This is a genomic window from Stenotrophomonas sp. STEN021 (assembly GCF_056760175.1).
This window is the reverse complement of the sequence record NZ_JBRREH010000037.1, coordinates 1-15,487: the sequence shown is the minus strand read 5'-3', so window position 1 is coordinate 15,487 and position 15,487 is coordinate 1. Positions and strand designations below refer to the sequence as shown.

The 15,487-nt window shown below is 65.1% G+C and carries 11 protein-coding genes; 5 read left to right on the top strand and 6 right to left on the bottom strand.

Translation table 11 applies throughout. The features are described from left to right. Nucleotides 1-218: 218 nt before the first annotated feature. Nucleotides 219-1,505 (top strand): O-acetylhomoserine aminocarboxypropyltransferase/cysteine synthase family protein, encoded by a 1,287-nt coding sequence (locus ACVOL0_RS09945; protein WP_481548947.1) that lies wholly within the window; start codon nt 219-221, stop codon nt 1,503-1,505. A gap of 156 nt (nt 1,506-1,661) precedes the next feature. Here ACVOL0_RS09945 and ACVOL0_RS09940 read toward each other — a convergent pair whose 3' ends face one another. Beyond that, nucleotides 1,662-2,312, bottom strand: a complete 651-nt coding sequence (locus ACVOL0_RS09940) for an NAD(P)-dependent oxidoreductase (protein WP_481548946.1) — start codon at nt 2,310-2,312, stop codon at nt 1,662-1,664. A gap of 119 nt (nt 2,313-2,431) precedes the next feature. Here ACVOL0_RS09940 and ACVOL0_RS09935 point away from each other — a divergent pair, with 119 nt between their 5' ends. After that, nucleotides 2,432-3,388, top strand: coding sequence for a LysR family transcriptional regulator (locus ACVOL0_RS09935; RefSeq protein ID WP_481548945.1), 957 nt, complete (start codon nt 2,432-2,434; stop codon nt 3,386-3,388). A gap of 15 nt (nt 3,389-3,403) precedes the next feature. After that, nucleotides 3,404-4,282, top strand: coding sequence for an AraC family transcriptional regulator (locus ACVOL0_RS09930; protein ID WP_481548944.1), 879 nt, complete (start codon nt 3,404-3,406; stop codon nt 4,280-4,282). On the opposite strand, the gene ybaL is transcribed toward ACVOL0_RS09930, so the two are convergent. From ybaL to ACVOL0_RS09910, 4 genes are all read right to left on the bottom strand, one after another. Then, nucleotides 4,258-5,970 carry a YbaL family putative K(+) efflux transporter gene (gene ybaL, locus ACVOL0_RS09925; RefSeq protein ID WP_481548943.1) on the bottom strand — a complete coding sequence of 571 codons (1,713 nt, stop codon included), beginning with the start codon at nt 5,968-5,970 and terminating at the stop codon, nt 4,258-4,260. The genes ACVOL0_RS09930 and ybaL overlap by 25 nt on opposite strands. Before the next feature lie 143 nt (nt 5,971-6,113). Next, the gene (locus tag ACVOL0_RS09920) at nt 6,114-7,271 is read right to left on the bottom strand and encodes an MFS transporter (RefSeq protein WP_481548942.1); all 1,158 of its coding nucleotides are present in this window, start codon (nt 7,269-7,271) and stop codon (nt 6,114-6,116) included. Then, the gene (locus ACVOL0_RS09915; protein ID WP_481548941.1) at nt 7,268-8,491 is read right to left on the bottom strand and encodes an MFS transporter; all 1,224 of its coding nucleotides are present in this window, start codon (nt 8,489-8,491) and stop codon (nt 7,268-7,270) included. Before ACVOL0_RS09915 ends, ACVOL0_RS09920 begins: the two co-directional genes overlap by 4 nt. Further along, on the bottom strand, nt 8,491-9,681 hold the full coding sequence (locus ACVOL0_RS09910; protein WP_481548940.1) for a serine hydrolase domain-containing protein: 1,191 nt from the start codon (nt 9,679-9,681) through the stop codon (nt 8,491-8,493). Before ACVOL0_RS09910 ends, ACVOL0_RS09915 begins: the two co-directional genes overlap by 1 nt. 121 nt (nt 9,682-9,802) lie before the next feature. Between ACVOL0_RS09910 and ACVOL0_RS09905 the strand changes: the two genes are divergently transcribed. Continuing rightward, nucleotides 9,803-10,696 (top strand): LysR family transcriptional regulator, encoded by an 894-nt coding sequence (locus ACVOL0_RS09905; RefSeq protein WP_481548939.1) that lies wholly within the window; start codon nt 9,803-9,805, stop codon nt 10,694-10,696. 64 nt (nt 10,697-10,760) lie between these two features. On the opposite strand, the gene ACVOL0_RS09900 is transcribed toward ACVOL0_RS09905, so the two are convergent. Next, the gene (locus ACVOL0_RS09900) at nt 10,761-13,139 is read right to left on the bottom strand and encodes a TonB-dependent receptor plug domain-containing protein (protein ID WP_481548938.1); all 2,379 of its coding nucleotides are present in this window, start codon (nt 13,137-13,139) and stop codon (nt 10,761-10,763) included. A 312-nt stretch (nt 13,140-13,451) separates the two neighbouring features. Between ACVOL0_RS09900 and ACVOL0_RS09895 the strand changes: the two genes are divergently transcribed. Continuing rightward, nucleotides 13,452-15,326, top strand: a complete 1,875-nt coding sequence (locus ACVOL0_RS09895) for an ABC-F family ATP-binding cassette domain-containing protein (protein ID WP_481548937.1) — start codon at nt 13,452-13,454, stop codon at nt 15,324-15,326. The last annotated feature ends 161 nt before the right edge of the window (nt 15,327-15,487 follow it).

The window sequence follows — 15,487 nt, the reverse complement described above, 5'->3', positions numbered from 1 at the left end:
AACGGGAGAGGGGCTTGGATCGTGTCGGCGGCTAGTGCATTAGCCCCTCTCCCGTTTACGGGAGAGGGGTTGGGGTGAGGGGAAGCTCCTGGCTAGAGATGCACGCTTCAAAAAGGCATCAGCAAATAACGCCCCCTCACAAGTAACCCCTGCAACCGTCCACCGGTTGCCATCCATCCTCGGCTATCGTCAGCGGTCACTCCTTAGCGAGCACTCCGATGACCGACCCGCAGTGGAAGCCTGAAACCATCGCCGTGCACGGCGGCTATTCCCCTGATCCGACCACCCGCGCAGTCGCGGTGCCGATCTACCAGACCGTTGCCTACGCCTTTGACGACACCCAGCACGGTGCCGATCTGTTCGACCTCAAGGTGCAGGGCAATATCTATACCCGCATCATGAACCCGACCACCGATGTGCTTGAAAAGCGCATCGCGGCATTGGAAGGCGGCATCGGTGCGTTGGCGCTGGCCTCGGGCCAGGCCGCGATCACCTACGCCATCCAGACCATCGCCGAGGCCGGTGACAACATCCTGGCCTCCAGCGCGCTGTATGGCGGCACCTACAACCTGTTCGCGCACACGCTGCCGCAGTTCGGCATCCAGACCCGTTTCGCCGACTATCGCGATCCGCAGGCGTTTGCTGCCTTGATCGATGAGCGCACCAAGGCGGTGTTCGTCGAGTCGATCGGCAACCCGCGCGGCAACATCACCGATATCGAAGCCATCGCCAAGATCGCCCACGCCCATGGCGTGCCGGTGATCGTCGACAACACCGTGGCTACGCCATATCTGCAGCGCTCGTTCGATTTCGGCGCCGATATCGTCGTGCACTCATTGACCAAGTATCTCGGAGGCCATGGCACCAGCCTTGGCGGCGCGATTGTCGATTCGGGTCGTTTCCCGTGGGCTGAGCACAAGGAGCGTTTCCCGCGCCTCAATACGCCGGACGTGAGTTACCACGGCGTGGTCTATACCGAGGCACTTGGCCCGGCGGCATTCATCGGTCGTGCGCGGGTGGTGCCGCTGCGCAACATGGGCGCGGCGATCTCGCCGTTCAACGCGTTCCAGATCCTGCAGGGTATCGAGACGCTGGCGCTGCGCATGGACCGGATCAACAGCAATACGCTGGCCGTGGCCAATTACCTGCAGAAGCACGCGAAAGTCGCCTGGGTGAACTACGCCGCATTGCCTGATCATCCGGAGCATGCGCTGGTGCAGAAGTACCTGCGCGGGCAGGGCTCGGGTGTGCTGACGTTTGGCTTGCCGGGCGGGCGTGAGGCCGGGGCGCGCTTCCTGGATGCATTGCAGCTGTTTACGCGGCTGGTCAACCTGGGTGATGCCAAGTCGCTGGCTACGCATCCGGCTTCCACCACGCATCGGCAGTTGGATGCGGCCGAGTTGGAGAAGGCGGGAGTGACGCTGGATACCGTGCGTCTGTCGGTGGGCATCGAGCATATCGATGACTTGCTGGCGGATCTTGAGCAGGCGTTGGCGAAGGCCTGATAGGCGAACAAGGCCTGCACAAGCGGAGCAACAGCTGCCCTCACCCCACCCCCTCTCCCGCATGCGGGAGAGGGGCTCGCATTGCTGGCGCTCGTAGTGCACTAGCCCCTCTCCCGCCTGCGGGAGAGGGGGTGCGGTGAGGGCAGCTTTCAGCTTTTACCAAGCAACCGTAAACCGCTTGCCAATATGCTGCGGTGCTTCCAGCTCATCCACTACCGCTACCGCCAGATCCGCGGCGCTGATCGTGCCCGGGCCATCGCCAGTGCTCAGGGGGGTGTCGCTACCAACCCGGTACCTGCCGGTGCGCTCGGTCGCACTACCCGGATGGAATGCAACCGGCGGACTCAGCTGGGTCCAGGCCAAGGACGTCTCATTGCGCAGCTCGGTCAGCGCATCACGTGCGGCACTGGCACCGGGATAGATCGCGGCCGGGAAGTTGGGTGAATCCACCAGCTGGGTACCGTCTGGCGCATACAGGCTGCCGGCGCCACCAATCACGATGTAACGCTTCACGCCCGCAGCCTTGGTGCCGGCGACGATCGCGCGGGTGCCGCGCAGGAATTCGTTGTACAGGTCCGGGTTGGCCCAGCCTGCGTTATAGGCGCTGATCACCGCATCGGTGCCGGCAACGGCGGCGCGCACTTCATCGGCATTGCGCACATCGGCCTTGACCACCTGCAGCTGCGGGCGCGCTTCCAGCTTGGCTGGATCACGGACCAGCGCGGTCACGTCATGGCCGCGGTTCAGCAGTTCTTCGAGTACGGCCTTGCCGACAAAGCCGGTGGCACCGATCAGGGCAACTTTCATGGGAACGTCCTTGGGGTGGGGAATGAGGCCAGTGTCCGCCCAAGTCGGCGTCGGCGGCAGTCGCAAAAAATCACAATCACCTTGAAGCTGTGCTTCACAATGGGGCACGGAGGTGACCCATGGACAGCGTCAAACGGATGGCCTTGTTTGCCCAGGTGGTGCAGCACGGTTCAATGAGTGCGGCGGCGCGGGCACTGGGCATGAGTACATCGGCGGTGAGTCAGCAGGTACGTGCGTTGGAGCAGGATGCTGGTGTGGCCTTGCTGCATCGCTCGACCCGGCGGCTGGCGCTGACCGACGTGGGCAGTCGCTATTACGCTGCCTGCGCGCGGCTGCTGGATGCGGCGGGTGAGGCCGAGGCCGAACTATCGGCCGCACGCCAGGCCCCAAGCGGCGAGCTGCGCCTGTCTGCGCCGCTGGGCATGGCCGCGCACATCGGCCCTGCCTTGGGCGGTTGGCTGCAGGACAACCCGCAGCTGCGCCTGCACCTGTTCTTCGACGATGGCTGGACCGATCTGCTGCAGGCGCGCATCGATCTTGCGTTGCGCTTCGGCCAGTTGCCGGACAGTGACTGGATGGCGCAACGCCTGGGCAGCCTGCAACGTTGGCCGTGCGCGGCGCCGGCATGGCTGCAGCGGCACGGCTTGCCCGCTGATCCGTTGCAGGTGCCAGCGGCCGAATGGCTGGGCATGCCGCAGGTGCCGGGCTTGGTCTGGCGACTTCGCGAAAGCAGCGAGGAGCGCTTGGTGCCCGCACACCCGCGCATCGCCAGCCAGAACCAGCCGGCGGTACTGCGCCTGTGCGAGGCGGGATTGGGTGTCGCGGTGTTGACCAGTCTGGATGCCGCACCGCTGCTCGAATCCGGCAGCCTGCAGCGGCTGTTGCCGGAATGGGAGGTGCCGGCACTGCCGGTCTGGGCGGTCACCCCGCATCGGCAGACCCAGCCGGCCAAGGTGCGGCAGGCCATCGTATTGCTGCAGGATCATCTGGCGCGCCTGCCCGGTGCCGATGCTGAGGTTTTGCGCAAGATCGGAAACGCCAGCGCTGAGCAGGCGCGCTGCAATAGCCTCACTTAAAACGGAGATGCCGCAATGAAAGCCAATGTCGCGCAGTTGCCACGCCTGGACCGGGTCATCAGCTGCCTGCAGCAAAGCATCGATGCCGGTGGGCCATTGCCCGACCTGGATGCACTGGCGGCCATCGCCCATTACTCGCCGTTCCACTTCCACCGCGTGTATCGCGCGCTGACTGGCGAAACCATTGGCCGCACCGTGCAGCGGCTGCGCGTGGTCAAGGCCTTGCAGCGGCTGGCGCATAGCGATGCCAGTGTCACCGAGATTGCACTGTTGGCCGGCTACGACACCCCGCAGGCCTTGGCGCGGGTGCTGCGCGAAACCGTGGATGCCAGCGCCAGTGAGCTGCGGGAAGATCCCAAGCGCTTGGCCGCCAGTATCGAGCAGTTGTCACGGCCATTGCCGCCAGCCGAAAAGCCCGCGCCGCTGAGCGTGGAAGTCATCACCCTGGAACCCTTCGAAGTGGTGGCGCTGCGCGCGCAGGGAGCCTTTGATGATCTGGATGGCGTGTTCGGCGAGTTGTTCGGCTGGGCTGCAGAGCAGGGCCTGATCGAGCAGCTGCAGCAGCTGATCGGGATGCCGCTGGGCGATCACCGGGAAGTGCCTGCCGAAGAGCTGCTGTTTGATTGCGCGCTCGCGCTGGATGCCGAATTGCCGGTGCTGCCGGAATCACTGCAGCGCCTGGTCCTGGGTGGCGGCCGCATGGCGCGGTTGCGCCATGTCGGCAGCTATTCGCTGCTGGAAGATGCCACCGACCAGCTGCTGCGCGACTGGTTGCCAGGCAGCGGTCACGCCCTGCGCGATGTACCGCTGCACTACCACTTCCTCGACGACCCGGAAGAAGTGCCCGAAGCCATCCTGCGCGCCGATGTCTACGTGCCGCTGGCCGCAGGCTGAGGCATGCCCGGGCGCAGGCTGCGGTAGGGCGGAGTGGACATGATCATCTCCGCCAGCGAATAGGCCAGCTCGCGCTCGGCCATCACCGTGCCATCGGCGCCGTGGTCGAGCAGATGCTTGACCTCGGCGTCGCTGTGGGCGCGGGCAAGCAGGGTCAGGTTGGGGTTGATGGCACGCAGCTTGGCCAGCACCTCGCCCGATTCCAGCGGCTGCGGGATGGCCAGCACCGCAATCGTCGCGCGCTCGGGATGCGCTTCGGCCAGCACCTTGTCCGAAGCAGCGCTACCACGGATGCCGGGAATACCGGCAGCGTGCGCACGTTCCACATGCTCGCGGTTGTCGTCGATCACCAGCACCGGCACGCCGCGGTCGCGCAGGACCTGCGCAAGCTCGCTGCCAACCCGGCCATAGCCGACCACGATGGCGTGGTCGTGCAGGTCCAGCGACGGGCCCGGCGGGATTTCGGGTGCTTCCGGTACCGGCGTGGTTTCCTTGTGACGCGCCTGCCAGCGGTCGAGCAGGCCGAATACCACCGGGTTGAGCATGATCGACACCAACGCACCGGCCAGCACCAGCGACTGCCCGGTCGGCGGCAGGATCTTCAGCGCCACGCCGAGGCCGGCAATGATGAAGGCGAACTCACCGATCTGCGCCAGCGAGGCGGAAATGGTCAGCGCGGTGCTCTTGGAGTGGCCGAACGCGCGGACGATGAAGAAGGCGGCGGCCGATTTGCCGAACATGATGATCACCACCGTCGCCAGCACCTGCCAGGGGTGCTCGACGATGATCATCGGGTTGAACAGCATGCCGACCGAGACGAAGAACAGCACCGCGAACGCGTCGCGCAGCGGCAGCGAATCATGGGCTGCCTTGTGACTGAGTTCGGACTCGTTGAGCATCATGCCGGCGAAGAATGCGCCGAGTGCAAACGAGACCCCGAACAAGGCGGCTGCGCCGAACGCCACGCCCAAGGCAATGGCAAGTACGCACAGGGTGAACAATTCGCGTGAACCGGTGCCGGCCACTTTCTCCAGCACCCATGGAATCACCCGGCGGCCGACCACCAGCATCACCGCCACGAACAGGCCCAACTGCACGAAGGTCCAGCCAATCGAGGCCAGCAGCCCGCCGATGGACAACTCCTTGCCGCTTGCCTCGGGGCCGAATACATCGGCGATCACCGGCATCATCACCAGTGCCAGCACACAGGCCAGGTCTTCCACGATCAACCAGCCGACCGCGATCTTGCCGCGCTTGGTTTCCAGCAGGCGGCGTTCTTCCATTGCCCGCAGCAGTACCACGGTGGAGGCAGTGGCCAGTGAGAAACCGAAGATAACGCCGTGCAGCAGCGGCCAGCCCATCAGCGAGGCCACGCCCCAACCGAGCAGTGTGGCGACCAGGATCTGGCCGATGGCGCCGGGAATGGCGATGGCCTTGACCGCCATCAGGTCCTTCAGCGAGAAGTGCAAACCAACCCCGAACATCAGCAGCATTACGCCGATCTCGGCCAACTGGTTGGCCAGCGCCTGGTCGGCGACAAAGCCCGGCGTGAACGGCCCCACGATGACACCGGCAATCAGATAGCCCACCAGCGGCGACAGCCGCAGTTTGTTGGCCAGGGCACCGAGCACGAAGGCCAGGCCCAAACCGATGGCAATCATGTTGATCAGGGCGGTGTCATGGTGCATCAGGGCTCGCTGGGTCGGGTGGGGGATGCTCCGATTCTAAAGGTGCTAACGGTGTACATGCGGCTAAATGCCGGAAATATCCGATATTTTTTTGGAATTGAGGGTTGCGATGGTCCCCTTGAAGGCCGCTCGCAATACCCCCGTCATGTCGCACGCACGGCCTGCCACGGCTTCCTCGCCAGCACCGTGGCAGCCGCCAACGCGGCGAACAGCCAGCCACTCCAGATGATTCCGCCTATCCCCAGGACGCCGATGAGACTGCCGCCCAGCGCTGCACCCAGCACCACGCCGAGGTTGGCGGCGGAAACATACAGGCTGGTGGCGAACTCGGGTGCCTCGGGCGCGGCCGAGCTCATCCACACCTGGCTGACGATCAATCCGCTGGCGTGGGCTGCACCCCACAGCAGGCAGATCGGCAACATGCCGGCCAGCGCCGGTGAGGCGAAGCGCAGCAGTACCGCATAGGCCGCCGCAAGCAGTACCGGATATGCCAGCACGGTCCAGCCGAGCTGGCGGTCCAAGGCGCGGCCTGCCAACAGATTACCGAGTACGCCGCCCACGCCGAAGACGCCGAGCAGCAGGCTGATCGCTTCGCCGTGCAGCTGGGCTTGGCGGGCGAGGTATTCGGCCGCATAGCTGTAGACCGAAAACATGGCGGCGAACACGCATGCTGCGGTTGCGATCGACAGCCACACCTTGCTCCGGCGCAGCACAGCCAGCGGATCGGGGGGCATCGCCCGTGTTGTTCCGCGCCCATCAGGCAGCTTGATCCACAGACCGATGGCGGCCGCAAGATTCACCACCGCGCAGAACAGGAACGGGGCCTCATAGGACAAGGCTGCTCCGACCCAGCTTGCCACCGGCACGCCCAGCACCAGCCCCAATGTGGTGCCGGAGAAGGCCAGCGCAGTGGCATGCGCTGCGCGTTGCGGCGGGTAGAGCGCGACAGCAGAGGCAAAGGCCATCGAGAAGAACACCGGGTGCAGCAGGGCAGAGGGCACACGCAGCGCCATCAATACCGCGAAGCTGGGTGCCCAGGCTGACAGCAGGCTGCACAGGCTGAAGACCAGCAACGACGCCACCAACACCTTGCGGCGGTCGAAGCGACCAAACCACAGCACCAGCGCAGGCCCGCACAATGCAACCACCGCTGCGAACAGCGCGACCAGCCAACCGGCCTGGGCCACGCTGATTCCGTGGCGCTGGATGATGGCAGGCAGGATGCCGACCACGCTGAACTCGACGGCATAAAGCCCGAACAGCCCCAAGGCGATGAAGAACAGCGCGCTGGACCTGTTCATGGCTGTGCCTCGCTGCGGCCGTCCAGCGCCGCCTTGGCAGCAGCGGACGAAGCCTCGGCAGCTGCAAATCCATGGCGTCTGGCACGCCAGACAGCCATCAGTGTTGCAAGCAACAACACCAGCAGCACCGGGGCGAAGGCGCCGACGCCCCAGCGCCCGAGCAACGCGCCGCCGATGATGCCGCCACCGGCGATTGCCGCGTTCCAGGCAGTGACCAGCATGGATTGGGCGACATCGGCGGCGTCTCCGGCAGTCTTCGCCAGCGCCGTCTGGAACAGCGTCGCGGCACCGCCAAAGGCAACACCCCAGACCGCCACCGCCGCGTAGACCACCAGCGGCGTCTCACTGGCCAGCCCCAATGCCAATGCGGCCGCGCCGAACAGCACGGTACTGGCCAGCGTCAGCGCGCGCAGGTGCTGATCGACCAGTACGCCGACGATCCAGATGCCCAGCAATGAAGTCATGCCGAACACCAGCAGCACCAGGTCGGTGCGCTCACCCATGCCAGCCTCGGCCAGGAATGGCGCGATGTAGGTGTAGAGGATGTTGTGTGCCAGCACGAAGCCCAGCACCACGAACAGCACCGGGCGTACACCGGCGATGGACAGTACCTGTCGCAGCGGCATGCGCTGGTCTGTCGGCTGGCCGGCGAAGTCCGGCACCTTGAACCGCACCCACAGCATCAGCGCCAACGCCAATAGACTCATCGCGCCAAAACAGATCCGCCAGCCCAACAAATTGCCGAACAAGGTGCCGGCAGGCACGCCCAGCGACAGCGCCAGCGGCGTGCCGACCATCGCGATGGCAATGGCCTTGCCTTGTTGATGCGCAGGGACCATGCGCGCCGCATAGCCTGCCAACAGGGCCCACAGCAGACCGGCGGAAACACCTGCGAGAAAGCGCGCCAGCAGCGTCAGTGCGTAGTTGCCGGAGAACGTGGTGACGGTGTTGGCGACGGCGAAGCCGGCTATCGCCGCCAGCAGCAACGGGCGACGGCGCACGCCTTGAGTGGCGCTGGTCAGTGGAATCGCCGCCAGCAGCGAGCCGATCGCATAGACCGTCACGGTCTGTCCTATCCATGCCTCGGACACACCGAGGCCACGTGCCATCTGCGGCAGCAGGCCGGCCGGCAGGGCTTCGGTGAGGATGGTGATGAAGCCGGCCAGCGCCAGCGCCAGCAATGCGCCAAATGGCAGGCGTGCAGAGTTTGCGGCACACATCAACGTGGCTCCACTGCAGCGTAGACTGCATCGCGCAGCTCGGTGACGAAGCGCCCTGACATGCCTTCGTACAAGGTGTTGGTGAAGGCCACCACGCTCAGTCCCTGTGCCCGGTCCACGAACCAGGAGTGGCCGTAGGCACCGCCCCAGCGCCAGGTGCCCGGCGATTCCGGTGTGGCAGCCAGCGCAGGGTCGCGCAGCACCGAGAAGCCGAGGCCGAAGCCGAATCCCGGTGCGCTGGGCAGTTCCAGGCCCGCGGTCTGGTCGCGCGCCATTTCGGTGATCAGTTCGGCGGGCAGCAGACCATTGCCGCCTGCACGCAGTGTTTCCAGCAGGTGCAGCAGATCGGTGGCGGTGCCGGCCATGCCCGCGCCCGCAGAAGGGAAGGCCTGCGCATCGAAGATGCGCGCCGGGCTGTAGGTGATGCCGATGGCGCCATCGAAGGGCGAAACAATCTCACCCTCGGCCAGCAGGTGTGGCTGCGGGGCGTCGCTTACATAGGCGCTTGCCACGCGTTGTGGGTCGCTGGCGACGAAGCCGGTATCGCCCATGCCCAGCGGACCGGTCAGCAGCTGCTGCATGGCCTGTTGCAGTGGGGTGCCGTGGATGCGTTCGATCAAGGCACCCAGCACATCGGTCGCCAGCGAGTAGCCCCAGGCGCTGCCGGGTTGGTAGAGCAGCGGTACTTCGGCGATGCGCCGCAGGTTTTCCTGCAGGCTGATGCCGGAGGCATCCATGCCATCGGAGACGCCAGCCCGGGCATACGGACCGTCAGCATCGGCTTCAAAAAAGCGGTAACCCAGACCGGCGGTATGGCTCAGCAACTGCCGCGCGCTGATCCGTGCGGGACGGCCGTCGGCCAATCGCGGCCGGAACTCCGGCAGCCAGCGTTCGATGCCGGCATCCAGGTCAAGTTTGCCCTGTGCCACCAACACCATGGCCGCAGCGGAAACGATGGGCTTGCTGACCGAAGCCAGCCGGAACACCGCATCCAGGTTCATCGGACGCGCGCTGGCGCGGTCGGCGAGGCCGCTGGCCTGGCGGTGGATCAACGCGCCGTCACGGGCGACCAGCACCATTGCACCGACCAGGCGTTGTTCGTCCAGTGCCTGCTGCACGACGGTCTGGATGGGAGCCAAAATCGGCTCAGGCGTGGCAGTTGAAGGTAGGGGGAACGCGTGGATCGTCATTGCGGCTGACTCGATGGAAAGGGCAGGCGGTGACGATAGGAATCCCCCGATTGAAGAAAAAGTAGGCTGCAGTTCCGTGATGCGCGGAATAAAATGTCCGCAATCAAACGGGCGGCGGATCATGGACAGCCTCAACGGCTTCGTGGTGTTTGTGCAGGTGGCCGAGACGCGCAGCTTCGTTGCGGCAGGGCGTGAGCTCGGGGTATCGGCCTCGGCGATCGGCAAGAGCGTGGCGCGGCTGGAAGAGAAGCTGGGGGTGCGGTTGTTCCATCGCAGCACCCGCAGCGTGACCCTCACCGCCGAAGGCACGTTGTTCCTGGAGCGCAGCCGCCGCATCCTGGCCGAGATCGATGCCGCCGAGCTGGAGCTCTCGCAGGCCAGCACGGCGCCACGTGGACGCCTGCGGGTGAGCCTGCCCTTGGTGAGTTCGCTGATGCTGCCGGTGCTGGGCGAATTCATGCGCGCGTATCCGCAGATCGAGCTGGATCTGGATTTCACCGACCGCATGGTCGATGTCATCGAGGAAGGCTTCGATGCGGTGGTGCGCACCGGCGAACCGGCCGATTCACGTCTGTCGGCGCGTCGCCTTGGAAGCTTCCATATGCGGTTGGTCGCCTCGCCGGAGTATCTGGCGCGTCGCGGCGTGCCGCAGACACCGGCCGATCTCGAGCAGCACAGCTGCCTGCACTATCGCTTCCCCAACAGCGGCAAGCTGGAAACCTGGGCGCTGCGACGCGCTGCCGGTGAGGCCGAGCTGCAACTGCCGACCTCGATGATCTGCAACAACATCGAGACGCGCGTGTGCTTCGCGTTGCGCGGGCTGGGGATTGCCTACCTGCCGGATTTCGCCATCCGCGAGCCGTTGGCAGCGGGGCTGCTGCAGCCGATCCTGGTCGATCAGGTGGGTGGAGCCGGTGTCTTCAACGTGCTGTGGCCGGCCAGCAAATACCCGTCGCCCAAGGTGCGGGCGCTGGTGGATTTCCTTTGCGCGAAGGTCTTTCCGGAAGCTGGCTGAGGCGGTCCAAAGAAAAATGCCCCGGTTTCCCAGGGCATCTTCCTTTCACGACGTCGAACCGGTTTTACCAGGTGTAGCTGATACGGCCGTAGACGTAGGCGCCGTTGAAACCGTACGGCGAGTAGTTGCTGTACGGCAGCATGCCCCAGGTGGAGTTCTGCAGATCAACGGTGCGGTCCGGGTACTGATCCAGCAGGTTGTCGGCGCCCAGGGTCAACTTCCAGTTTTCGCTTGGCTTGAAGCTGGCCGAGGCATCCACCACCCAGCTGGCGCCATAGGTCTGGTCGCGGGCAGCCGTGGCCGAGTTGCGTACGGTGAAGCTGCCGTAACGGGTGGCTGACACGCCCAGTTCCCAGCGGTCCGAGCGCCAGGTGCCGCTGAGGATGGCCTTGTCACGCGGGAAGCTGTCCTCGATGCGACCGATCTCGTCGCGGCCGATCAGCGACTGGGTGATGCCCAGGCTGCCGAACACCGCCGGCGAGGCGATGAACTTCTTCACCTCGGTCTCGTTGTAGCTGTAGGCCGCGGTCAGCTCCAGATTGCTGGCGGTGAACGGGATGGTGTAGCTGGACACCGCATCGACACCGCGGGTACGGGTGTCCACGCCATTGGTGAAGTAGGAGAACGCGGTGACCTGCGGCAGCCCCAGTCCGGCCAACAACGCGTTGGCGGCGGCGTTGGTGGTGATGTTGGTGGACAACACGATGCGGTCGTCGATATCGATCTGGTAGGCATCGACGGTCAGGTACAGGCGCTCGACCGGCTGCACGACCAGGCCAATGCTGTAGGAGGTGGAGCTTTCGGCTTTCAGCGGGCTGGCACCCAGCGCTTGTGCGGCACGGCTGGTGGTGGGGAAGGTGCCACGGTCAACGAAGTTGCCGTTGATGATGGTGCTGGTGACCGCCTGGTAGCTCTGCTGGGCCAGCGACGGTGCGCGGAAACCACTGGACGCGGTGGCACGCAGCGCGACCTTGTCGGTGAAGGCGTAGCGGGCCGACAGCTTGCCGGAGAACTTGTCGCCGAAGTCCGAGTAATCCTCGTAGCGACCGGTCAGGCCAGCGGAGAACTTCTCGGTCAGGTCGGCTTCCAGACCGGCATAGACGGCGTAGTTGTGGCGATCGTTGTGCACTTCGTTGGTCGGGGTGAAACCACCGAAGCCCTGCGCGCCGCTGCCGGTATAGGAGTTCAGTTCGCCTGCGGTCTGTTCCCACTTCTCACGACGGTACTCGCCGCCGAAGGACAGCGTGACCGGGTAGGCCAGGCCCCAATCCAGCGACTTGGTGAGGTCGGCGTTGAAGATGTCCTGCTGGTACTTCAGCGTGCCGTCGTAGAACGAGGTCGGGCTGTTCACACCCAGGCTGTAGTTGATGCTGTTGCGGGTGTGGAAATCCAGGGTGTTTTCACCGTGGTTGACGCTGACATCCCAGGTCCAGCCGCTCTCGGTATTGCCCTTGACGCCGGCCACCAGCGAGCGGTCCTTGGAGTACTGGTTGATCTGCGGCACGTAGCCGTCCGGATAGGTCTGCGCCAGCAGCGCGGTCTGGCCGCTGTGGTTGGGCGAGCGGTAGAACGCGAACGAGGTGATGTCGCGGTTGCTCAGCAGGGCGCTGGCGTAGGCACTGATGTTGTCGCTGAAGTTGAAGCTGGCGTTGGCCGAGGCGGCGGTGGCATCCACGCGCGGGTCGCCGACCACGAAGGTCTTCTCGCCGATGGCGGGGAAGTTGCCGGTGTTCGGCGTGGTGCCGCGGTACGGGCCGGCGCGGTTGCTTTCGTCCTGCTGGCTGACCTGGCCGGCGAAATGCACGCTGCCACGGCCATCGGCAAAGCTGACGCCGGTGTCGCCGGAGAGCTGATACTTGTTGCCGTCACCGGCCGAATACTGGCCGTAGTCCACGGCCAGGCTGCCGCCCTTGCCGCTGCCCTTGAGCACGATGTTGACCACGCCGGCGATGGCGTCCGAGCCGTACTGGGCCGAGGCGCCGTCACGCAGCACTTCCACGCGCTCGATGGCGGCGATCGGAATGGCGTTGATGTCCACTGCGGAGGAACCACGGCCGATGCTGCCGTTGACGTTGATCATTGCCGAGGTGTGGCGGCGCTTGCCGTTGACCAGCACCAGCACCTGGTCAGGCGACAGCCCGCGCAGCTGCGCCGGGCGGATGCCGCTGGTGCCGTCGGTCAGGGCCGGGCGCGGGAAGTTCAGTGAGGGCAGGGCGCGCGACAGCGCGGTGGCCAACTCGCCGGTGCCGGTGGACTGCAGGGCTTCCGGGGTGATGATGTCGATCGGCGATTGCGATTCGGCCACGGTGCGGTCGGCCACGCGGGTACCGGTGACGATCACGGTATCCAGGGTATTGGCGGCGGACTGGGCGAAGGCGGGGAGGGCCGGGGCGCCAAGGGCGATGGCAATGGCGACGGCGAGGGTGCTGGACGTGCGATTCATCAGGTTGCAGCTCCGGTATTGAGTGGCGGCATCGGCGGCGCGTGGGGTTCGCGGCTGTTGCGGTGCGCCATCAACGAATTAATGGAATTTTTACCTCGTGTCAAACCGGATGACGCAGCTAAATTGTTGCTTTTGAAAGCTTTTTCAGTTCAGCAAAGGCGATTTGGCAATGCGAGTACTTGGCCCTTGTCAGGCAATGCCGTTCAGGCGCGTGCGATAACAGGACGTGAGTCAAGTATTGGTTAACGTTAGAATTACGTCGCAGGAATGCTGCTCACATGCTCATTCCTTTTCGTTATAACGGACCCATTCATGATTTCCCTTCGTAATTTCGCCCTTCGCCGGGGCGAGCGCCTGCTGTTGTCCAACGTAGACCTCACCCTGCATGCCGGCTATCGCGTGGGCGTGGTGGGCCGTAACGGCGCAGGTAAATCCAGCCTGTTTGCTGCCGTGCGTGGTGAACTGGAAGCCGACAAGGGTGACGTCTCGCTGCCCGGCAAGGTCCGCATCGCGGACGTCGCCCAGGAAACCCCGGCGCTGCCCGACCGCGCCATCGACTTCGTGCTCGGTGGTGACGACGTGGTTGCCGCGGTGCTGGCCGAAGAAGCCGCAGCGGCCGCGCGCGAGGATTGGGAAGCGGTTGCCAATGCGCACCAGAAGATGGCCGAGCTGGGGGCGTACGACGCCGAAGCCCGTGCCGGCAAGCTGCTGCACGGCCTGGGCTTCCCGGCCGAGACGCACGACCGTCCGGTGTCGGCGTTCTCCGGCGGCTGGCGCGCGCGCTTGAACCTTGCGCGCGCACTGATGATGCCCAGCGACCTGCTGTTGCTCGACGAACCGACCAACCACCTGGATCTGGACGCGGTGTACTGGCTGGAGCAATGGCTGCTGAAGTATCCGGGCACCTTGCTGCTGATCTCGCATGACCGCGAGTTCCTCGACAACGTCGCCACCCACACCCTGCATCTGCACGGTGGCGGCGCCAAGCTCTATCCGGGCGGCTATACCGATTTCGAGCGCCAGCGTGCGGAGCACCTGCGCCAGCAGCAGATCGCGCACGAGAAGGAACAGGCCGAGCGCGCCCACCTGCAGAGCTTCATCGACCGCTTCAAGGCGCAGGCCAGCAAGGCCACCCAGGCGCAGAGCCGGATGAAGCGCCTGGCCAAGATGGCCGGCACCGAAGCGGTGCGCGCCGAGCGCGAGTTCCGTATCGAGTTCTCGCCGCCGGCCAAGCTGCCGTTCTCGCTGATCCGCCTCAACGACGTCACCGCTGGTTACGGCCCGGACGCGGTGATCCTGGACAACGTCGGCTTCGGCCTGGAAGCCGGCCAGCGCGTCGGTCTGCTCGGGCCGAACGGTGCGGGTAAGACCACGCTGGTGAAATCACTCGTCGGCGACCTGCCGTTGCTTGGCGGTGACCGCATGGCCCACCCGGACCTGCAGATCGGTTACTTCGCCCAGCACACGGTGGAATCGCTGCATGCCGGCATGACGCCGATGGATCACTTCCGTGAAATCTCGCCCGATGGCGTCAACCAGTCGTTCCGCGATTTCCTCGGCAAGTGGAATTTCCCCGGTGACCGTGCGTTCGAGACGGTGGATGGCTTCTCCGGTGGCGAGCGTGCGCGTCTGGCGCTGGCGCTGATCGCCTGGCAGCAGCCCAATGTGCTGCTGCTCGACGAGCCGACCAACCACCTTGACCTGGAAATGCGCGAAGCATTGGCCGAGGCGCTGGCCTTGTTTGAAGGCGCCATCGTGATGGTGTCGCATGATCGCCACCTGATCGGCCTGGTCTGCGACACGTTCTGGCGCGTGGCCGATGGCGTGGTCGAGCCGTTCGCCGGTGACCTGGACGAGTACGCGCAGTGGCTGCGTACCCGCGCCAGCGCGCAGGGTTCACGCAACAAAAGTGATCGCCAGGAAAAGCCTGCGGCCGCACCGGTTGCGCAGGTTGCCCCGGCCAAGCCGGCTTCCAACAAGAAGCCGGTGAACCCGCACAAGCTGGAAGCGGCCGAGAAAAAGGTCGAGCAGCTCGGCGCATCGCTGGCGGCGGTGGACGCGCAACTGGCGGATTCGGCCAACTACGCCGACGCGGCCAAAATGGCCAAGCTGGGCAGCGAACGTGAAGTGCTGGCGCAGCAGCTGGAGCAGGCCGAAGCAGCGTGGATGGAGATGCTGGAAGACTGAGCCCGGGCCCGGTCTTGCTTGGAATGCCGGTAGTGCCGGTAATGCCCTTGTAGAGCCGAGCCCAGCGCGGCGGCCGCAATACCGGGGAACCCAAATCCGCGCAAGGCTAGGCACAAAACGTACAAATAAACCAGTTCCAGCAACCAAAGCACGCACCCGCC